This is a genomic window from Kribbella sp. NPDC050470 (genome assembly GCF_044458365.1).
In the GTDB taxonomy this organism is placed as follows: domain Bacteria; phylum Actinomycetota; class Actinomycetes; order Propionibacteriales; family Kribbellaceae; genus Kribbella.
In genome coordinates, this window is the sequence record NZ_JBITHV010000001.1 from 435,040 (window position 1) to 453,539 (window position 18,500).

18 protein-coding genes are annotated in these 18,500 nt (G+C 70.6%); 11 read left to right on the forward strand and 7 right to left on the reverse strand.

Going from position 1 to position 18,500, the window contains the following annotated elements:
* The first annotated feature begins 24 nt into the window (after positions 1 to 24).
* From ACIBGM_RS01950 to ACIBGM_RS01960, 3 genes are read left to right on the forward strand one after another with little or no spacing between them, the layout of a single operon-like run.
* A complete protein-coding gene (locus tag ACIBGM_RS01950) occupies positions 25 to 888 on the forward strand; it encodes a hypothetical protein (protein ID WP_396384179.1) in 864 nt (287 codons plus the stop codon).
* Positions 885 to 1,244 (forward strand): hypothetical protein, encoded by a 360-nt coding sequence (locus ACIBGM_RS01955; RefSeq protein WP_396384180.1) that lies wholly within the window; start codon positions 885 to 887, stop codon positions 1,242 to 1,244. Before ACIBGM_RS01950 ends, ACIBGM_RS01955 begins: the two co-directional genes overlap by 4 nt.
* 9 nt (positions 1,245 to 1,253) lie before the next feature.
* Positions 1,254 to 2,174 (forward strand): zinc-binding alcohol dehydrogenase family protein, encoded by a 921-nt coding sequence (locus ACIBGM_RS01960; protein WP_360515606.1) that lies wholly within the window; start codon positions 1,254 to 1,256, stop codon positions 2,172 to 2,174.
* A gap of 3 nt (positions 2,175 to 2,177) precedes the next feature.
* Here ACIBGM_RS01960 and ACIBGM_RS01965 read toward each other — a convergent pair whose 3' ends face one another.
* Both ACIBGM_RS01965 and ACIBGM_RS01970 read right to left on the reverse strand, forming a co-directional pair.
* A complete protein-coding gene (locus ACIBGM_RS01965; protein ID WP_396384181.1) occupies positions 2,178 to 3,098 on the reverse strand; it encodes an asparaginase in 921 nt (306 codons plus the stop codon).
* On the reverse strand, positions 3,095 to 4,510 hold the full coding sequence (locus tag ACIBGM_RS01970; RefSeq protein WP_396384182.1) for a purine-cytosine permease family protein: 1,416 nt from the start codon (positions 4,508 to 4,510) through the stop codon (positions 3,095 to 3,097). Before ACIBGM_RS01970 ends, ACIBGM_RS01965 begins: the two co-directional genes overlap by 4 nt.
* A gap of 106 nt (positions 4,511 to 4,616) precedes the next feature.
* Here ACIBGM_RS01970 and ACIBGM_RS01975 point away from each other — a divergent pair, with 106 nt between their 5' ends.
* Complete coding sequence (locus ACIBGM_RS01975) at positions 4,617 to 6,176, forward strand: PucR family transcriptional regulator (RefSeq protein WP_396384183.1); 1,560 nt, start codon at positions 4,617 to 4,619, stop codon at positions 6,174 to 6,176.
* Here the strand turns inward: ACIBGM_RS01975 and ACIBGM_RS01980 are convergent.
* Positions 6,173 to 6,763 (reverse strand): DUF1989 domain-containing protein, encoded by a 591-nt coding sequence (locus ACIBGM_RS01980; protein WP_396384184.1) that lies wholly within the window; start codon positions 6,761 to 6,763, stop codon positions 6,173 to 6,175. The genes ACIBGM_RS01975 and ACIBGM_RS01980 overlap by 4 nt on opposite strands.
* A gap of 118 nt (positions 6,764 to 6,881) precedes the next feature.
* On the opposite strand from ACIBGM_RS01980, the gene ACIBGM_RS01985 reads away from it, so the two are divergent.
* Genes ACIBGM_RS01985 through ACIBGM_RS01995 form a run of 3 tightly spaced genes read left to right on the forward strand, consistent with a single transcriptional unit; the run spans position 6,882 to position 10,103 of the window.
* Complete coding sequence (locus tag ACIBGM_RS01985) at positions 6,882 to 8,009, forward strand: NADH:flavin oxidoreductase (RefSeq protein ID WP_360515621.1); 1,128 nt, start codon at positions 6,882 to 6,884, stop codon at positions 8,007 to 8,009.
* A gap of 52 nt (positions 8,010 to 8,061) precedes the next feature.
* Positions 8,062 to 8,931: a polysaccharide deacetylase gene (locus ACIBGM_RS01990; RefSeq protein WP_360515624.1), complete on the forward strand. Its 870-nt coding sequence runs from the start codon at positions 8,062 to 8,064 to the stop codon at positions 8,929 to 8,931.
* A 38-nt stretch (positions 8,932 to 8,969) separates the two neighbouring features.
* Positions 8,970 to 10,103, forward strand: a complete 1,134-nt coding sequence (locus tag ACIBGM_RS01995) for an MFS transporter (protein WP_396384185.1) — start codon at positions 8,970 to 8,972, stop codon at positions 10,101 to 10,103.
* Here ACIBGM_RS01995 and ACIBGM_RS02000 read toward each other — a convergent pair.
* On the reverse strand, positions 10,072 to 10,653 hold the full coding sequence (locus ACIBGM_RS02000; protein WP_396384186.1) for a TetR/AcrR family transcriptional regulator: 582 nt from the start codon (positions 10,651 to 10,653) through the stop codon (positions 10,072 to 10,074). The two genes, ACIBGM_RS01995 and ACIBGM_RS02000, sit on opposite strands and share 32 nt — an antisense overlap.
* An 81-nt stretch (positions 10,654 to 10,734) precedes the next feature.
* On the opposite strand from ACIBGM_RS02000, the gene ACIBGM_RS02005 reads away from it, so the two are divergent.
* Together ACIBGM_RS02005 and ACIBGM_RS02010 are read left to right on the forward strand one after the other, a co-directional pair.
* Complete coding sequence (locus ACIBGM_RS02005) at positions 10,735 to 11,823, forward strand: serine hydrolase domain-containing protein (protein WP_360515633.1); 1,089 nt, start codon at positions 10,735 to 10,737, stop codon at positions 11,821 to 11,823.
* 39 nt (positions 11,824 to 11,862) lie between these two features.
* Positions 11,863 to 13,146, forward strand: a complete 1,284-nt coding sequence (locus tag ACIBGM_RS02010; RefSeq protein ID WP_360515636.1) for a BNR-4 repeat-containing protein — start codon at positions 11,863 to 11,865, stop codon at positions 13,144 to 13,146.
* A gap of 36 nt (positions 13,147 to 13,182) precedes the next feature.
* Here the strand turns inward: ACIBGM_RS02010 and ACIBGM_RS02015 are convergent, their stop codons facing one another.
* From ACIBGM_RS02015 to ACIBGM_RS02025, 3 genes are read right to left on the reverse strand one after another with little or no spacing between them, the layout of a single operon-like run.
* A complete protein-coding gene (locus tag ACIBGM_RS02015) occupies positions 13,183 to 13,959 on the reverse strand; it encodes an ABC transporter permease (RefSeq protein WP_396384187.1) in 777 nt (258 codons plus the stop codon).
* Positions 13,956 to 14,915 carry an ATP-binding cassette domain-containing protein gene (locus tag ACIBGM_RS02020; RefSeq protein WP_360515642.1) on the reverse strand — a complete coding sequence of 320 codons (960 nt, stop codon included), beginning with the start codon at positions 14,913 to 14,915 and terminating at the stop codon, positions 13,956 to 13,958. The genes ACIBGM_RS02015 and ACIBGM_RS02020 overlap by 4 nt, the downstream gene beginning before the upstream one ends.
* 57 nt (positions 14,916 to 14,972) lie before the next feature.
* The gene (locus ACIBGM_RS02025; protein WP_360515645.1) at positions 14,973 to 16,634 is read right to left on the reverse strand and encodes a putative PEP-binding protein; all 1,662 of its coding nucleotides are present in this window, start codon (positions 16,632 to 16,634) and stop codon (positions 14,973 to 14,975) included.
* A 127-nt stretch (positions 16,635 to 16,761) separates the two neighbouring features.
* On the opposite strand from ACIBGM_RS02025, the gene ACIBGM_RS02030 reads away from it, so the two are divergent.
* Together ACIBGM_RS02030 and ACIBGM_RS02035 are read left to right on the forward strand one after the other, a co-directional pair.
* Positions 16,762 to 17,529, forward strand: a complete 768-nt coding sequence (locus ACIBGM_RS02030; protein ID WP_360515648.1) for a DeoR/GlpR family DNA-binding transcription regulator — start codon at positions 16,762 to 16,764, stop codon at positions 17,527 to 17,529.
* Positions 17,526 to 18,494 (forward strand): 1-phosphofructokinase family hexose kinase, encoded by a 969-nt coding sequence (locus ACIBGM_RS02035; RefSeq protein WP_396384188.1) that lies wholly within the window; start codon positions 17,526 to 17,528, stop codon positions 18,492 to 18,494. Before ACIBGM_RS02030 ends, ACIBGM_RS02035 begins: the two co-directional genes overlap by 4 nt.
* The last annotated feature ends 6 nt before the right edge of the window (positions 18,495 to 18,500 follow it).

Below are 18,500 nucleotides of genomic sequence, written 5' to 3' on the forward strand. Positions count from 1 at the left end.
GAGGAGCAGGACAAGGAGCAGGACATGGCCACTGTCGTCGCGGTCATCGCCTCCACCCACCACCCGTTCTACTACCGCGCCAGTACGTCGACCGGCGACGACCGGCCGCCGTTTGCGGACGAGTGGGTGGCCAAGATCGAGGCGTTCCGGGAGACCCTCACCAAGGCCCGGCCGGACATCCTGGTGATGGTCGGCAGCGACCACTTCCACCAGCTGTGGCTGGACAACATGCCACAGTTCCTGGTCGGCAAGGCGCCGTACTTCGACGCGAACTGGTACAACGAGGAGCGCGAGTTCGGGCTGCCGCGGATGACGCTGCCGGGGGACGAGCGGCTGGCCGCGCACATCCTGCGGAACGGCCTGGACGCCGGCTTCGACCTTGCCTTCAGCAACGAGCTGCGGATCGACCACAGCATCACCTGCCCGATCATCACGCTGCGGCCGCAGGCGGACCTGCCGATCGTGCCGATCTACACCAACATCTTCGCGCCGCCGCTGCCGCAGCCGAAGCGTTTCGTCGAGCTGGGCCGGACGATCCGGCAGCTGGTCGAGTCCTGGCCGGACGACCGGCGGGTCGCGATCATCGGCACCGGCCACCTGTCCCTCGAGCTCGGCGGCCCGCGGCAGTTCGGCGCCCACGGCCCCGATCCGGAGTTCGACCGGAAGGCGGTCGACTGGATCGCGAGCGGCGACATCGAGGGCTGCCTGGCCGAGGTGACGCTGGACAGCCTGCACCTGCCCGGCAACGCGACGCACGGGTTCATGGACTTCATGCTGATGATGGGGGTGGCCGGCGCCGGCGCAAAGGCCGACCACGTCGACTCGCTCGACCTGTTCCACACCATGGAGGCGTACTTCACCTGGTACCCGAACGGAGTGCCGACATGAGCAGGTACCTGCTGGACAAGTTCCTTTTCACCGTCGATCGCGACCCGGAGCTGGTCGAGCGGTACCGCGAGGATGCCGCCGGGACGGTCGCCTGGTGGGAGGCGGAGATGGCCAACCGGATCCTCAACTGCACCTCCGGTGAGCGGTCGACCTGGCTCGCGTTCACCGACGAGGAGCGCCAGGCGCTGATCGCGCAGGACCACGTCGAGCTCTTCCGGATGGGCGCGCATCCGTTCCTCACGTTGACGCTGTTCATCGCAATGTTCGAGCGCGACCACGGACCGCTGGAGTACCAGAAGGCCTACGGCAGGGCGATGGAAGACTTGCACCTGCCCTACCCGGACATCGCCACCTAGGAGAGCGCCGTGCGAGCTGGAGTCCTGCGTGGTCACGGTGAGGCACCGGTCCACGGTGAGCACCCGGACCCCGTTCCGTCGGAAGGGCAGTCGATCGTCCGCGTCACCGCGGCGCCCGTCGTACCCCTGGATCTGTTGTGTGCTTCGGGTACGTCGTACTTCGGGCCGCCGGACATCCCTTACGTGCCGGGGGTTCAGGGCGTCGGTGTGGTCGAGGGAACGGGCGATCGGGTGTTCTTCGCGACGTCGGCCGGGATGTCGCCGGGGGACGGGAGCTTCGCGGAGTACTGCGCGGTGCCGGACGAGGATCTGGTGGTGCTCGACACGGCGGTGCCGGATGCGGCGGTGGCGGCGATCGGTCTGTCCGGGGTCGCCGCGTGGATGGTGCTGACCTGGCGGGCGCAGCTGCAACCGGGGGAGCGGGTGCTGGCCCTCGGTGGCGGCGGCGCCGTCGGGCAGTCCGCGATCGGGGCGGCGAAGGTGCTTGGGGCCGGCGGCGTCGTTGCCGTGTGCCGGTCGGCGGAGGCCCGGGATCGTGCGCTGGCGGCCGGTGCTGACAACGTGGTCGGTGTCGACGAGCTCGACGGCAACTTCGATGTCGTGGTGGACCCGGTGTTCGGCGCGGTGGCGACGGCGGCCGGGCGGTTGCTGGCGCCGGGTGGCCGGTTGGTCAACCTGGGTGGTGCTTCGGGGGACGAAGCGACGTTCTCGTCGGCCGTCCTGCGCAGCCGGTCGGCGAGCATCCTCGGCTACACCAACAACGCGCTCACCCCCGAGCAACGCCGTGATGCGCTGACCAACGTCCTCCAGCACGCCGCCACCGGCGCCATCAAAGTCGCGCACGAGACAGTGCCGCTCCCGGACATCTCGGCGGCCTGGCACCGCCAGTCCGCGGGTTCGACCGTAGGCCGGCTCGTCCTGACGATCTGACCCTCAGCGGAAGTGCTCGGGGAGGCGGTGCACGGCCGCCGACGCGAGCGCGACCGACAGCAGGATGCGCGCCTTCGACGACGGCAGCGGGCCAGCCATCAGCGCGCCTGCAGCCTTCAGATCAGCGCCACCCCCGGAGCCATAGACGGCTGCTGTCGGTCCGCTCGCGCACCGGCTGGTCACGACGACCGGCAGGCCTGCGTCGAGGCAAGCGCGGACCTCGGCGAGCATGCCGGGAGTCGGGTTCCCGGCCCCCAGCGCTTCGAGTACGACGCCGACGGCACCCGCGGTCCGGCAGGCCGCGAGTTGCTCGCCACCGGCGTCGACGTACGACGCGACGATGTCGACGCGAGGTAGTTCGGCAGGCAAGGGGAAGCCGCGTGGTCGCTGCGGCGTCGACCAGATCCGCACCTCTCCTCGCCGTACTTCGCCGATCGGCCCGCCGAAGGACTGGAAGGCGTCCGGCGCCTGGGTGTGCGCCTTGACCGCTTGCCGGGCTGCGTGGATCCGCCCGTCCATCACGACCAGCGGACCCAGCCCGCGAGCCGCCGCAGACCCGGCGACCAGGATGGCGTCGGCGATGTTGCGCGGCCCGTCGGAGTCCGGCTCGCCTGCGTGCCGTTGTGCTCCGGTCAGCACGACCGGCGCGGGCGGATCGACGAGGTCGAGCAGGTACGCCGTTTCCTCCAGAGTGTCCGTGCCATGCGTCACGACAACCCCGTCGCCGGCGGAGGTCTCCGTCAACACCTCCCGTGCGATGGTCACCAGATCCGAACCGCTGAACGCGAAGCTGTGCTTGCGCATGACCTCGCGAACCGACACGGACTCGACCAGCTCCGCGCCGCCGAGCGCCACGCTGACCGACCCGTCCGGAGCGGGACGGGAGGCGATGGTGCCTCCCGTCGTCAGGACCCGAACCGTCACCGGCCCTCCAGACTCAGCTCCGCCGTGCGTACGACGACCCGCCGGCTCGCCAGGTAGTACACGCCGCCCGCGACCAGCGATCCGGACAGCCAGGAGAAGTCGGTGTTGTTCAACGCGATCGCGATCGGGCCGCGCATCTCCGGCACCAGGCCGTACTGCCAGCTCCAGCCGGCGATGATCCCGAGGACCAGGCTGACCAGTGCCCGCGGGTTCCAGGATCCGTACGGCGACGGGTCGGCGTACAGCCCCGGGATGTTCAGACGCCCGCGCCGCAGGACCAGGTAGTCGACCACGACGATCGCGCTCCACGGGCTGATCCAGACCAGGATCGACACCATCCAGCTGTCGAAGGCATGACCGAAGCTGTCCGCGCGGACGAACGCTACGAGGACCGCCGACGCGACCAGCCCGGCGAGCAGTGTGAGCTTCCAGCGCGCGACGGTGATGCCGATCGACAGCGCGGCGAGTGAGCAGGAGTACAGGTTCAGGATGTTGGTCGCGACCGGGCCGTGCATGATCAGCAGCAGGACCGGGACCGCCATCACGCCGAACGAGTTGATCACCAGCGCCGACGGGTCGCTGTCGGTGCCCGCGCCGGCCAGGCAGGCGCCGAGGGCCGCGAGCCAGACGGTCGGGATGTACATGCCGAGAGAGGTTGCCCAGAACACCGATCGCGACGACGCCTGCGGACGGACGAAGCGGCTGTAGTCGGCCGAGTACGGTAACCAGCTGATACCCCAGCCGACACCGATCGCAGTCGTCAGCTGGGTGATCGCGGTCAGCTTCTCGGCCGGGGTGATCGCGGCGCCGGCAGTCATCCGCAGGTCGGCCTGGCTCAACGCCAGCACCGTCATGACCGCCATCACGAGGACGGTCAACGGCACGGTGTACTTCTCGAACGTGCGGATCGCGTAGAAGCCGTAGAGCGCCAGGCCCAGCTGCACGAGCATGATCACCGCGGCGACCAGGTACTCCAGCCAGAGACCACCGTGGATCCCGAGCTTGCCCAGCACCGCCAGCGCGAGATCGAGCACGACCCAGGTGTTCACGCCGACCCAGGCCATCGTCAGCAGCCCCTGCACAACGCCCGGTACGACGGCGCCGCGCCGGCCGAACGCGGCCCGGCCGAGCACCATCTGGTTGACCGCGGTGCGGTGCCCGATCACGTTCAGCAGCCCGAACACCGCACAGCCGACCAGGTTGCCGAGAGCAACGACCAGGATGGTCTCCAGGACGCTGAGCCCGAGGGTGATGCCGAGGGCGCCGAGCACCCAGTTGATCGGCGCCAGGTTGGCGCCGGCCCAGATCCAGAACTGCTCCCGCGGCGTGGAGTCGCGGTGCTCCGGCGGGATCGGCGCCACCCCGTGCGAGTCGAACGGGACAGCTTCGGTTGGTGCGGATGTGGTGGTCACGACGGCCTCCAGGGGAACGAGTTGGCTCAGATAACCAAGAGCCACCTCCTCGAGGCAGTGGGTAGATGTCTAGTGAAATGCGGGTCCGACTGGATATGTTCACACCATGCTCAGCCTGGCAGCCCTGATCGGCAACGCCCCGCTCCGGCTTCGGTTGCTGGTGCCCGGGCCGGACGGTGCGCTCGAGCGCGAGGCGTTGTGGGTGCACAACACCGAGTTGCCCGATCCGTCGCCGTACGTGCGGGCGGGCGAGATCGTGCTGACCAACGGGCTGTGGTTGACCGAGACGAGCCCGGCGGAGTTCGCGGCGAGTGTGCGGCGGGCGGGGGCCGCGGGCATCGTGTTCGGCCTGCGCACCGAGACGCCGTCGACGCCGCCTGAGCTGATCGAGGCGTGCCGGCAGGAGGACCTGCCGCTGGCGGAGATCGCGATCGAGGTCCCGTTCACGGCGGTGACCGAGGCCGCGTCGGCGATTCACACCGACCAGCGGCGTGATGCGCTGGTCGGGATGGTTCGCCGGGGCGATGCGCTGGCCTCGGCGATCTCCCGCGGCGCCGGGGCGTCCGGCGTGCTCGCCGTACTGCGCCGGGAGCACGACCTGCCGCTGGCTGTCGTCGACCGGATGGCGAGGCCGCTCGCATCGACCGGGCTGGAGTTGACCGCGGAGCAGCGGCGGATCGTCGCCGACGGACTGGCTCGGCACCCACCGCCGCTCGAGGTGGATCTCGGCGGCGACGAAGGGCGGGCGACGGTGTTCCTGGTCGGGGCCGTGGGGGACACGGATGCGGCGCTGCTGTGCTTGCGGCCGGTGAGCCGGTTGAGCAAGCCGGAGCAGGACGCGCTCGATCAGGCGGCGCGGTTCCTCAGCCTGGAAGTGGCCAAGCAGCAGGCGATCCAGGCGATCGAGCTGCGGTTCGCCTCCGAGTTGCTCGACATGATCCTGTCGGGTGCGCAGCGGGCGGCGGAGGTGCCGGACCGGCTCCGCGCGTTCGGGGTGGATCCGTCGGGGGAGTTGGTGGTGCTCACGATCGCCTTTGCCGACGGCAACGAGTCGGCGCCGCCGGGGTTGTCGGAGACGGTCGGGGACTTCTTCCTGGCCGAGAGCCTGGCGGTCGTCGTGGCCGGTGGCAGTCAGGACGTGGTCGCCGTACTGCAGCGTCCGCGGCAGGAGCTGAAGTCGCTGGCCGAGGCACTCTGCGCGGCGGTGCGGAAGCGGTTTGCGGACCGACGTCCGGTGGTCGGGCTCGGCGAGGTGGCTGCGTCGGCGGCGGAGTTGCGGCGGCCGTTGGTGCAGTCGCGGGAGGCCTGTCAGGTGCTCCGGCGGCGCCGCGGTGGTCAGGCGGTGGCGTCGTTCCAGGAGCTGGGTACCCACCGGTTGCTGCTCGGCCTGCAGGACTCGGGCACGCTGCAAGGCTTCGCAGACGGCGTGCTCGGACCGCTGCGCGAGTACGACGGTCAGCGGGCCGGCGAACTCGAGTCGACGCTCCGGGTGTTCCTCGCGCACGACGGTCAGTACGGCGCGACCGCGGCCGCCCTCTACGTGCATGTCAACACGCTGCGGAACCGGCTGGCGAAGATCACCGAGCTGACCGGCCGCGACGTCGCCCGCACCGAGGACCGGGTCGACCTCTACCTGGCCCTCGAAGCGGACGAGCTGTCGCGCTAGTCCAGCACGTCGATGGCGAGATCGGTGGGCTGCGATCCGTTGATGACGGTCAGGTCCTGCGGGCAGGCCGAGACCACGACGACGCAGTCGAGCTCCGCCCGGAACGTGATCGAGTCACCGGGAGCAGTTGCTGCGGGCAACCAGTCGAGGGCGCCGCCGGCCCGGACCGGGATGTGCATGAACACGTTCACCGGCTGAGGCACGACGTCGACGCCGAGCGCCGTGCGCAGATTCCGCGCGCACGACGGATGGTCCGGTACGCCGAGACCGGCGTACCGGGCGTCGTCGCAGGCGGCGATCAGGAGGTCGTGGTGGCCGGGTGAGGTGTCCTCGACCAGGGTCAGGATCGGCCGGCGCTGATCGGTCACGAAGCTCTCGCCGACGGCCGGGAAGAGCCGGCTGGTCGCGGCCCTGGTGGGGGAGGCGCTGAGGTGCTCCCCGGTGACGCCGGAGGGTGTGGCGACGTACGCGAAGAGGTCGCCGACCTGTTGGCCGGCGAGATCGACGACCCGGACGGATTGGCCGCGACGGACCCGGACGGCGCGTCCGGAGCGGGCGGGGACGTGAGTGCGCGCGACAGTCTGCATACCTCAACCGAAGCAGCCTCGCGAGAGCGGTTCAGTGGAGGATCCTCCACCGTTCTCCGGGTAGTGCTGTGGATCGGTCCATCGCTTGGGGGCGGTCGCGCCTGGTGGAGTGGGGGCCATGGATCTCACAACGACTCGTGTTCACCCGGCCCTGGAGCCGGTAGACCTCGGCGGCCTGGCGCTGGCGAACCGTTTCGCGGTCGCGCCGATGTCCCGGGTCTCCGCCACCCCCGACGGGGTGCCGACGGCCGAGATGGCCGACTACTACGCGGAGTTCGCGGCCGGCGGGTTCGGCCTGGTCATCACCGAGGGCACCTACCCCGACTCGGCGTACAGCCAGGGCTATCTGAACCAGCCCGGGCTCGCCACGGCGGCGCACGTCGAGGGCTGGCGGCAGGTGACGGACCGCGTCCACGCCGCGGGCCGGCCGATCGTCGCCCAGTTGATGCACGCCGGTGCGATCTCGCAGGGCAACCCGCGCACCACCGAGCGGGTCGGGCCGTCCGCCGTCCAGCCGCTCAACGAGATGCTCACCGAGTACGGCGGCTCCGGGCCGTGGCCGGTCCCGTCCGAGCTCTCGGTCTCCCAGCTCGACGAGATCGTCGACGGGTTCGCCGTCGCCGCCGTCCGGGCGGCCGAGGCGGGTTTCGACGGTGTCGAGATCCACGGCGCGAACGGCTACCTGCTCGATCAGTTCCTCACCGTCTACACCAACCAGCGGACCGACTCGTACGGCGGACCCGTCGCGAACCGGATCCGCCTGACCGCCGAGGTCGCGCGGGCTATCGTCGACGCGACGCCGTCCGGTTTCGTGGTCGGCGTGCGGCTGTCGCAGACGAAGGTGAACGACCTTGAGTACCGGTGGCCCGGGGGCGCGTACGAGGCCGAGGCGATCTACGAGGCGCTTGCCGCGACGGGCATCGGCTACCTGCACATCGCGAGCGAGGGCCGGAACTGGCTGGAGACCGCGAGGCTGCACGGCGGGCAGACGCTCACCGGGCTGGCCCGGCGGGTCACCGGGCTGCCGGTCATCGCGAACGGCGGAATGCACGACCCGGCGCAGGCGGATCAGGTGCTGACCGACGGGCATGCGGACCTGCTGTCGCTGGCTCGCGGTGCGCTGGCCAACCCGGACCTGCCGCGGCGACTGGCCGAGAACCAGGAGCTGCAGCGGTTCGACCGCAGGCTGATCGAGCCCGCGGCAACGCTGGCGAACGCAAGGCAGTGGCAAACTGGTCGGTCATGACGGTATCGGATGCCGCGCTGCCGCGCGGCGGTTCATGGGGCTGTGAGGCCCCATGACCGGGCTCACGTGGCATGGCGGTGCGGCGGCCGTTGTCACGCTGACGTTCGACGTCGACGTCGAGACGCCGATCCTCGCGGCCGGGCGGCAGTACGCGGATCACCTGATGGTGATGTCGCACCAGGCTTACGGACCGGACGTCGGCGTACCGCGGATCCTGGAGCTGCTGGCGGAGCTCGCCGTACCGGCGACGTTCTTCGTGCCGGGGTGGGTGGCCGAGCAGCGGCCGGGGCTGGCGGCAACGATCGTCGAGCACGGGCACGAGGTCGCGCACCACTCCTACAGCCACCGGGCGCCGACCTCGCTGACCCCGGCGCAGGAGCGGGCCGACTTCGAACGGGCGCTGGCGGTTTTCGATGCCCAGGGCATCGAGATCGCCGGCCACCGGGCGGCCTTGTGGGAGGCCACCCGGACCACGCTCGAGCTGGTCGCCGAGCACGGCCTGTCCTACGACTCCTCGTTGATGGGCGACGACCGGCCGTACCTGCTCGACGTCGAGGGCGGGCCGGTCACCGAGCTGCCGGTGCACTGGTCGCTGGACGACTGGGAGCAGTACGCCTACCTGCCCGAGCCGCAGATCGGGTCGGTGATCGAGTCGCCCAGGAAGGTGCTCGAGTTGTGGCGCGCGGAGTTGGACGGCATGCGGCACTACCGATGTCTGTTCAACCTGTGCCTGCATCCGTTCCTGTCCGGTCGGCCCAGCCGGCTGCTCGCCGTCCGGGAGCTGATCGAGTACGCGCAGTCCTGTGGCGACGTCAGCTTCGCCCGCTGCCGCGATCTCGCCGCTGCGGCTCGATCGGACAGCACGCTACGACCGCGGAAGCCGCCGTCGGTGGTCGCCGATCCGACGGTCTACCCGGACTGACGCCGGACGAGATAAGAACGATCGGTATTATCTAGCCCATGACGGTCCCGGTCCGGCGGTTGTGGGCGGCAGTCCTGTGTGGGTATCTCGCGTTCGGCGCCGCGTTGCAGGCGTTGCCGACGTACGTGCCGGAGCGGTACGGCGGGGGCGCGCTGGCCAGCGGGACCGCGGTCGGGATCGCCTTCCTGGCAACGGCTTTGGGGCGGCCGTTCGCCGGCTGGCTCGCGGACGGTGGGTGGTCGCGTCCCGTCGTACTGCTCGGTGGAGCGCTGACTGCGGCCGGCGGGGTCGGGCAGTTGGTGGCGCCGAATCTCGCCGTGCTGCTGATCGCGCGGCTGGTGATGGGGGCGGGGGAGGCGGCGCTGTTCTCGGCGGCCTTGCCGTGGGTGCTGGCCGGCACGCGGGTCGCGCAGCGTGGGCGGGTCGCGGGCTGGTTCGGGTTGTCGATGTGGGGCGGGCTGGCGGGCGGGCCGGTGATCGCGTCGCTGGTGGGGGACTGGGTCTGGTGGACGATCGTCGGACTCGCGGGGTTGTCGATGGTGCTGGTGCTGTCGACGCGTGCGGATCCGGCGCGGGCCGAGCCGTTGGTCCGGATTCGCCGGATCCGGGACCTGGTGCCGGTCGGCGTACCGTTGCCAGGCGCAACCATCGGCCTGGCGGCGTACTGCTACGGCACGATCGCCGCGCTGCTCGTGCTGCGGTTGCGCGACGACGGGATCGGCGCGGACGGCTACGCGCTCGCGGTCTTCGCCGCGGTGTTCCTGGTCGTGCGCTTCGCAGGCAGTCCCTTGGTCGATCGGTACGGCGGGCGCGCGGTGGCGGCCTGGACAGTCACGATCGAGGTCGTGGCGCTCACCGGGCTTGCGCTGGCTGATGCGGCGGTGACTGCACTGGTGTTCACCGGGCTGGCCGGGTTGGGTCTGGCCTTGATCTACCCGTCGTGTGTGTCGATGACGCTCGACCGGGTGCGCGGGCTGCGGCCGGGGGTGTCGATGGGCGTGATGACGTCGTTCTGGGATCTCGGGGTGATGGCGGCCGGCCCGCTCGGTGGGCTCGTGGCCGAGCAGCTCGGGTTCCCGGCCGCGTTCTTCGTTGCCGCGGGCACCGGTACGGCGTGTGTGCTGGTCTGCCTCGTGTTCCTCAGGCCGCGTCCAGCAACGTCTCCACGATGACCCGCGCCTCGGCTCCAAGCGCCGGGTTCCGGTCGATCGCGCTGACGATCGTCGCCCCTTCGAGGACGATGACCAGCTGGCGCGCCGTGGTCGCGGGGTCACGCACACCGGCCTCGGTGAGGAGCCGGCCGAACAGGTCGCGGTAGAAGGTCAGGTGCTCCTGCGCGAGCCGCCGGGGTGCGCCGTCGTGCGCGCGGTCCTCGGTCGCGGCGTTCATCATCGCGCACCCGCGGAAGCCGGCCTCCGCGTACCAGGCCGCGACCAGGTCGAAGACGGCGAGAATCCGGTCCCGCCCGGCGTCGGCCCGGTCGACCGCCTGCTGGTACCAGGCCCGCACCCGCTGGGTCCGGTCGGTGAGCACGGCCTCGACCAGGCCCTCCTTGGAGCCGAAGTTCCGGTAGATGGTCAGCTTCGACGCGCCGGCCGCCTCGGCGACCTCGTTGATGCCGACGGCATGGATCCCGCGCCGCCGGAACACCTCGGACGCCGCCGCCAGGATCCGCGCCCTGGTCGCCTCCGGGTCGAGCCGTTCACCCGCCTTGACCGGCATCGTGCACCACCTCCGCCGCTCATAGTACCGATCGTTCTCATGTACTGGCGTCAGATAAGAACGATCGGTACTATCTCGGCCATGATCGATGGCTGGACGGCAGCGGGATTCGAGGGCGTGGCCGAGGCGTTCACGCGGAACTTCACCGAGCGAGGCGAGTTGGGGGCAGCGTTCGCGGCGTACCGAAACGGCGAGCTCGTGGTCGATCTGTGGGGCGGGACCGCGGATCGCGACACCGGGCGGGCCTGGGATCGGGACGCGGTCCAGCTGATGTTCTCCGGGACCAAGGGGCTCGTGGCCGCTTGTGTTCTGCTGCTCGTGCAGCGCGGGGGGTTGTCGCTGGACGATCCGCTCGGCCGCTACTGGCCGGCGTTCCGCGCGGGCGAGACGACGATCGCCGAGGTGCTGTCCCATCAGGCCCGACTGCCCTGGGTCGAGGCCGGGTACGCCGACCTGCTCGACCATGACGTGATGGCTGCCCATCTGGCGGCTCAGGCTCCGGCGGCGGACCCGCGGGCCGCGTTCATGTACCACGCGATCACGTGGGGCTGGCTGGTCGACGAGCTGATCCGCCGCGTCGACGGGCGCACGGCTGGGCAGTTCTTCGCCGACGAGTTCGCCGCGCCGCTGGACCTGGAGGTGTGGATCGGGCTCCCGGACGAGCTGCACTGGCGGGCGACGACGATGGTCGCGCCGGACGGCGTACTCATGGATGAATCACAGACCGACCCGCTGCTGCGGCTCAACCGCAACCCGCTGTGGGTCCCGGGCGCGGAGAAGATCTGGAACAGTCCTGAATACCGCAGTGCCGGCCTCGCCGCCGTCGGAGGATTCGCCACCGCCCGCGGCATGGCCCGCTTCTACGCGTCCCTCCTGGCCGACGGTGTCCTGACCCCGCAGACGGTCGCGCTGGGCCGGCGCGAGCTCCGGCGCGGCATCGAACCGACCTGGGGAAGCGAGATCGCGTACGGCGCCGGCTTCGAGCTCCACACCCCGTCCGCCAACCTCGGACGCCCCGCCGACGCCTTCGGCCACCCGGGCGCTGGCGGCTCCCGCCACGGAGCCTGGCCGACCCGCGCAATCTCCTTCTCCTACCTGATGAACGAGGTCCGCCCCGCCCCGGACAACCGCCCTCTCGACCTGCTCGCCGCGCTGGAAAACGCCGGGTGAGGTCGTGTTGGTAAGCGCTTGCTGGCAGACTGGGGGCCTATGGGCGAGCCTGCGGTGATCAATGACAACGGTGCGTGGTGCTGGTTTCAGGACGAGCGGGCGGTGGTGGACCCGGACAGCCAGACGCTGGTGGTCGGGTCGATCGCGGCGCCGGAAGGGCCTGGGGCTGACCAGCGGTCCGGGAACGTCGAGCTGACGGTGGTCGACCTGCGGTCCGGCTCGAGCGAGGTCGTCGTACTGCATGAGAACTTCGAGGCGGACGATCACGATGTGCCGGCGCTGTGGCGGCGGGCGGACGGGCGGTGGCTGGCCGTCTACACCAAGCACAAGACCGACGACCTGACCCGGTGGCGGATCAGCGAGCCGGGTGATCCGCGCACGTGGGGTCCGGAGCAGACGTTCGACTGGAGCGAGTTCACCGGCAGGCGCGGGGTCACGTACTCGAACCTGCACGTGCTCGACGGGCGGCTCTACTGCTTCGCGCGGGCGGTGAACGACGACCCATGTGCGCTGGTGTCGGACGACGACGGTGACTCCTGGACGTACGCCGGCAAGCTGTTCACCCGGCCGAAGGTCGGCTACGTCAACGGCTACACGCGGTACGTCTCGACGCCGACGCGGATCGACCTGGTGACGACCGACCACCATCCGCGCGACTACAACAACTCGATCTACCACGGCTACCTGGAAGCCGGAGCGCTGCACCGCAGCGACGGGACCGTGGTGGATCCGGTCGCTTTGAAAGGCGAAGCACCGTCGCAGGTGGAGCTCACCACGGTCCTGCAGGCCGGGTCGTTGTGGGACGGCGAGGAGATGACGCACTGCTGGACGCTCGACATCCGGCGTGGGGCCGACGGCACGATCGCCGCCGTACTGCTCGCCCGGCAGGAAGCGCCGTCGAAGGACTCCGACCGGCACCGGGTGGTGCGTGATCACCGCTACTTCTACGCACGGCTCGCCCCGGGTGCGGAGTGGGACGTCCAGCAGTTGGCCAAGGCCGGACCGGGCCTGCTGCCGCACGAGCAGGACTACACCGGCCTGGTCGCGATCGACCCCTACGACCTGGACTCGCTGTACGTCTCGACACCGATCGACCCGCGCGACGGCACGGAGCTGGCGCACCACGAGATCTTCCACGCGCGCCTGAGCGACAGCGGTACGACGTGGACGCCGGTCACCGAGGACTCCGACGTCGACAACCTGCGGCCGATCGTCGCCCCCGGCGACCCGAACCGCGTCCCGCTGCTCTGGTTCCGCGGCCCGATGACCGCCTCCCAGCACTACGACTGCGAGGTGGTCCTGCTCGACCGGCCGCGCGGGTGAACCTCAGACCTTGCTCAGAGCGTGCTCATTCCGTGCTCACACCTTGCGCCGTAGCGCGAGCACCGAGATCGGCGCGAAGACGAGCATGATCCCGCACGCCCATAGCAGGGACCAGGCGACCGGCTCCGCCACCGGGCCGCCGATGAGCAGGCCGCGGGCGGCGTCGGACAGGATCGTCACCGGGTTCGCCTCGACGATCGGCTGCATCCAGCCCGGCATCGTCTCGGTGGGAACGAAGACGTTGCTGACGAAGGTGATCGGGAACAGCACCGTGAAGCCGAAGATCTGCACCTGTTCCGGATCACGTGCGAGCACCCCGACCAGGACCGAGATCCAGGAGAAGGCCAGCGCGAAGAACAGCACCAGGCCGACCATGGCGAGCAGGCTCAGCACCGAGGTCTCGACCCGGAAGCCCATCAGGTAGCCGACGGCGAGCAGCAGGAACACCGACCACGCGTGCTTGACCAGGTCCGCGGTGATGCGCCCGGCCAGCGGCGCCCAGCGGGCGATCGGCAGCGACCGCAGCCGGTCGAAGACGCCTTTGGTCAGGTCGGTGTTCAGTCCGGTGCCGACGTACATCGTCACGAAGAACATGTTCATCACGATGATGCCGGGCAGGGTGATCTGGAGGTAGTCGGCGGTGCTGCCGGCGATGGCGCCGCCGAAGATGTAGGTGAACAGGACCAGGAACAGGATCGGCTGGAAGCTGAAGTCACCGAGCTCCCACGGGTTGTGCCGGATCTGAACGATCGTCCGCCACGCCAGCGTGGCCGACTGCCGCAGGCCTTGCACGGGAGTGACTCCGACGCTCATGCCCGGACCTCCTCTTCGGACGATTCCTCGGCCGTGTGGCCGGTGAGGGAAAAGAACACCTCGTTCAGGCTCGCGCTGCGCAACGTCAGCGTGCTGATCACGACACCGGCGTCGTCCAGCCGCCGTACGACGGCCGGCAGCACAGCGGGGTCCGTGACCGGTGCGGTCACCTCCTCGCGGTCGACCTCCGGCTCGGCCTGCGCCAGCTCGCCGACGACCGCGATGACTGTGGGCAGGTCCGACGGATCGGCCGGGCGCACGGCGAGGGACTGCGCGCCCGCCTTCGCCTTCAGCTCGTCCGGCGTGCCGGTCGCGATCAGCTTGCCGTGGTCGATGACGGCGATGTTGTCGGCCAGCGCGTCGGCCTCGTCCAGGTACTGCGTGGTGAGCAGGACCGTGGATCCGCCGCGCACCAGGTCGCGGACGAGGTTCCACAGCTCCAGTCGTGCGCGCGGGTCGAGGCCCGTGGTCGGCTCGTCGAGGAAGAGGATCTTGGGCCGGCCGACCAGGCTCGCGGCCAGGTCGAGCCGCCGCCGCATGCCGCCCGAGTACGTCTTGGTCGCGCGGTCCGCGGCGTCGGACAGACCGAAGTCCTCGAGCAGCTCGGCGGCCCGCTGGCGCGCGGCGCGCCGGGACTGGCCGAGCAGGCGCCCGATCAGCAGCAGGTTCTCGGTGCCGGTCAGGTTCTCGTCGACCGCGGCGTACTGGCCGGTCAGGCCGATCATCTTCCGGACCTGGTGAGCTTCGCGCAGTACGTCGTACCCGCCGACGGTGGCGCGGCCCTCGTCGGGACGCAGCAGTGTCGCGAGTGCGCGGACCGCGGTCGTCTTCCCGGCGCCGTTCGGGCCGAGCAGCCCGAGGACGCTGCCGGTCGGCACCGCCAGGTCGACCCCGGCCAGCGCGACGGTCTCGCCGAACCGCTTGGTCAACCCTTCCGCCCAGATCGAGTGGTCCATGCCGTGCCCCTCCCAGCTCGGTATGACCTCCCAGTCGACTACTCGATCATCCGTGCGTCAACCGGATTGGTTCAGCGCCGTGCGGGCCGCCTCCCGACCGGTGGCGGGATCTTCGGCGGCGAGGGCTGCGGTTGCGGCGGCTCGGCACTGGTCGAGGGTCGCCGTGGCCAGGCGAGCGCCGACGGCGGGGAGGGCGGCGGTTGCTGCCGACAACGAGGTGATGCCGAGGCCGACGAGAACGCAGGCCAGCAAGGGATCCGCGGCCGCCTCGCCGCAGACGCCGACGGGCTTGCCCGCGGTCTGGCCCGCGCGGGCGACCTGTGCGACCAGCGCGAGGTGTGCGGGCTGCCACGGGTCGGTGAGGTTGGCGAGCTCAGGCGACAGACGGTCCGCGGCCATCGTGTACTGGGTCAGGTCGTTCGTGCCGATCGACAGGAAGTCGACGTGGTCGAGGACGCGGTCGGCGAGCAGGGCGACTGCAGGGACCTCGACCATCACGCCGGCGACGAGGCCGCGGCTGCGGGCGCGTTCGGCGAAGAACCGTGCGTCCGCGACAGTGGCGACCATCGGAGCCATCACCCACGGCTGCTCACCGGTTCTTTCCGCGGCCTGGGCGATAGCATCCAGCTGGCGGTCCAGGATGCCCGGATCGGCGAAGGCGAGTCGCAGGCCGCGGACGCCGAGCGCGGGGTTCGGCTCGTCGGTCGCGCCGGTGAACGCCAACGGCTTGTCGGATCCGGCGTCCAAGGTCCGTACGACGACCTTCCGGCGGGCGAAGGCACGCAGTACCTCGGAGTAGAGGTCGGCCTGCTCGGCGACGGCCGGTTCGGTCTCGCGGTTGAGGAACGCGAGCTCGGTCCGGAACAGGCCGACGCCTTCGGCCTGGCTCTTGGCGGCCTGCTGGGCGGAGGCCCCGTCCTGCACGTTGGCGAGGATGCCGACCGGGTGACCGTCGGCGGTGCGGCCGGGCCCTTGCCAGGACTCGGTCGCGGCGCGCTGCGCGGCGGCATCCCGGACGGCTGCGCGGGCGGTTGTCTCGTCTGGCTCGACCAGGATCTCGCCGGTGTCGCCGTTCACCAGAACCGGCGTACCTGCTGGGATTTCGGGCAGGTCGGTGACTGCGACCACGCAGGGGATGCCGAGCTGCCGGGCGATGATCGCGGTGTGGCTGGTCGGCCCGCCGAGCCGGGTCGCGAGGGCGACGGTCAGCTCGTCGAGGCCGGCGGTGTCGGCGGGGGAGAGGTCGTCAGCGATCAGCACGGACGGCTCGGACGGATGCGGTACGCCGGGCTCCGGTTGGCCGGTGAGCTCGGCGACGATCCGGTCCCGGATGTCGTGCAGATCGGTGACCCGCTCGGCCATCAGGCCGCCGAGCTGGGTGAAGAGGGCGGCGAACTGGTCGGTCGCACCGGCGCAGGCGTGGACGGCGTCGGTTCCGGACTGGATCCGCTGGGCCGCCGCAGCGGCGAGTCCCCGGTCGCGCGCCAGGTCGGCAGTCGCGCTGAGCACCTCGGCCGCCGCGCCTGAAGCGAGTCCGGCGCGGGCGGCCAGCCGTTCGGCGACGGTCGCCGCGGCGGCGTCGTACCTGGCGACCTCGGCGGCCCGGTCCGGCTCGGCGACGGCGGTCGGGGCCGGGATCGCCGGACGCGGCTCCGGGCGGATGGCCGGCCCGTAGCCGACACCCGGTACGACGGGGACGCCCTTCGAAATGTGGTTCATGACGGGTCCTCTAGCTCGGCTGGATTGCCAGGACGTTACGAACAGAGGTCTTGACATGTCAATAGATCGGGCGTAAAACCAACTGAAACAACACAAAATCCCAACGAAACGCAGATCTGGAGCCGATATGTACGCGGAGGAGCGGCAGGCGGCGATCGTCGCCAAGGTCCGTGAGCAGGGCCGGGTCACGGTCAGCGGCATCGCGACCGACCTCGGCGTGACCACCGAGACGGTGCGCCGCGACCTCGCTCAGCTCGAGCGGGCCGGCCTGCTCCGCCGGGTCCACGGCGGTGCGGTGTCGACCACCGCGCTGACCGTGATCGAGCCGGGCGTCGCCGAGCGCGACGCCACCCAGGCGGACCAGAAGGACCGGATCGCGAAGGCCGCGATCGAGCTGTTGCCGGGCAGCGGCGGCAGCGTCCTGCTCGACGCCGGTACGACGACCGCCCGGATCGCCTCGCTGCTGCCGGTGGACCGCCAGCTCGTGGTCGTGACGAACGCGGTGCCGATCGCGGCCCGGCTCGGTGCGTCGGACAGCGTCCGCCTGCACCTGCTCGGCGGCCGCGTCCGCGGCGAGACCCAGGCCGCTGTCGGCGATCAGACTGTCCGATTGTTGACAGACCTGCGGGTCGACCTGGCTTTCATCGGCACCAACGCGCTGACGGTCGACCACGGTCTCACCACCCCGGACACCGACGAGGCTGCCGTGAAGCGGGCGATGATCGCGGCCGCGCACCAGGTCGTCGTGGTCGCCGACTCGTCGAAGATCGGCCGCGAGCACCTGGTCCGCTTCGCTTCCCTCGACGACGTCGACGTACTGGTCACCGACGACGCGATCGACCCAGCCGTGGTCCGAGAGCTCGAGACCCGCGAGGTCGAGGTGGTGATCGCATGATCGTCACGCTGACTGCGAATCCGAGTGTTGATCGGACGATCGAGCTTGCGGGGGAGTTGCGCCGTGGCGAGGTGCAGCGGGCGGTGTCTGCGCGGAGTGAGCCGGGTGGCAAGGGTGTGAACGTCGCCCGGGCGCTCACGGCTGCGGGAGCGCCTGCGATTGCGGTGCTGCCTGCTGGTGCCGACGACCGGATGCTGGCCGCGCTGCGCGATCAGACGGTTGCCTACCGGGCGGTCGACGTACCGCATCCGGTGCGGGTGAACGTGACCGTCGTCGAGCCGGACGGTACGACGACCAAGCTCAACGAGGCCGGGATGCCGCTCACTGCTTCGGTTCTCGAAGCACTGGTTGGTGCCGTACTTAAGGAAGCAGCCGATGCTCGGTGGGCGGTGCTGTCGGGGTCACTGCCACCGGCTGTGCCTGCGGACTTCTACGTCGAGCTGGTCGCGGCGCTGCACGAGCAGGGATGTGCGGTCGCCGTCGACACGTCCGGTGAACCGCTGCGCGCAGTGGCCGCTGCGGCCCTCCAACCGGATCTGCTGAAGCCGAACGCGGAGGAGCTCGCCGAGCTCACCGGGTACGACATCGCGCGGCTCGAGGCTGATCCGTCGTTCGTCGCCGAAGCGGCCCGGGCGCTGATCGCTCGTGGCGCCGGGGCTGTGCTCGCGACGCTCGGCCGGCACGGGGCCGTGCTGGTCGACGGCTCCGGTACGGCGTGGCTCGGGAAGGCCGAGGCCGTCGTGCCGATCAACACCGTCGGCGCGGGTGACGCCACCCTGGCCGGCTACTTGCTTGCCGACCTGGCCGGAGCGGGGCCGGCCGATCGGTTGCGTCAGGCGGTGGCGTTCGGCGCCGCCGCAGTCCAGCTCGCCGGATCCGCGATGCCGCGGCCCGGTGATCTCCGTCCTGCGGGCGTCAGCGTCGTCGCCCTGGCCCCCCGTTCCGTCGCGTCGCCGCGTGGCTGACGACGG

Coding starts and splice junctions, on each gene's coding strand:
- ACIBGM_RS02030 (WP_360515648.1), top strand. CDS start 16,762: ATGTACGCGGAGGAGCGGCAGGCGGCGATCGTCGCCAAGGTCCGTGAG.
- ACIBGM_RS02005 (WP_360515633.1), top strand. CDS start 10,735: ATGATCGATGGCTGGACGGCAGCGGGATTCGAGGGCGTGGCCGAGGCG.
- ACIBGM_RS01995 (WP_396384185.1), top strand. CDS start 8,970: ATGACGGTCCCGGTCCGGCGGTTGTGGGCGGCAGTCCTGTGTGGGTAT.
- ACIBGM_RS02000 (WP_396384186.1), bottom strand. CDS start 10,653: ATGCCGGTCAAGGCGGGTGAACGGCTCGACCCGGAGGCGACCAGGGCG.
- ACIBGM_RS01955 (WP_396384180.1), top strand. CDS start 885: ATGAGCAGGTACCTGCTGGACAAGTTCCTTTTCACCGTCGATCGCGAC.
- ACIBGM_RS02010 (WP_360515636.1), top strand. CDS start 11,863: ATGGGCGAGCCTGCGGTGATCAATGACAACGGTGCGTGGTGCTGGTTT.
- ACIBGM_RS02015 (WP_396384187.1), bottom strand. CDS start 13,959: ATGAGCGTCGGAGTCACTCCCGTGCAAGGCCTGCGGCAGTCGGCCACG.
- ACIBGM_RS01950 (WP_396384179.1), top strand. CDS start 25: ATGGCCACTGTCGTCGCGGTCATCGCCTCCACCCACCACCCGTTCTAC.
- ACIBGM_RS01980 (WP_396384184.1), bottom strand. CDS start 6,763: ATGCAGACTGTCGCGCGCACTCACGTCCCCGCCCGCTCCGGACGCGCC.
- ACIBGM_RS01975 (WP_396384183.1), top strand. CDS start 4,617: ATGCTCAGCCTGGCAGCCCTGATCGGCAACGCCCCGCTCCGGCTTCGG.
- ACIBGM_RS01985 (WP_360515621.1), top strand. CDS start 6,882: ATGGATCTCACAACGACTCGTGTTCACCCGGCCCTGGAGCCGGTAGAC.
- ACIBGM_RS02035 (WP_396384188.1), top strand. CDS start 17,526: ATGATCGTCACGCTGACTGCGAATCCGAGTGTTGATCGGACGATCGAG.
- ACIBGM_RS02025 (WP_360515645.1), bottom strand. CDS start 16,634: ATGAACCACATTTCGAAGGGCGTCCCCGTCGTACCGGGTGTCGGCTAC.
- ACIBGM_RS02020 (WP_360515642.1), bottom strand. CDS start 14,915: ATGGACCACTCGATCTGGGCGGAAGGGTTGACCAAGCGGTTCGGCGAG.
- ACIBGM_RS01990 (WP_360515624.1), top strand. CDS start 8,062: ATGACCGGGCTCACGTGGCATGGCGGTGCGGCGGCCGTTGTCACGCTG.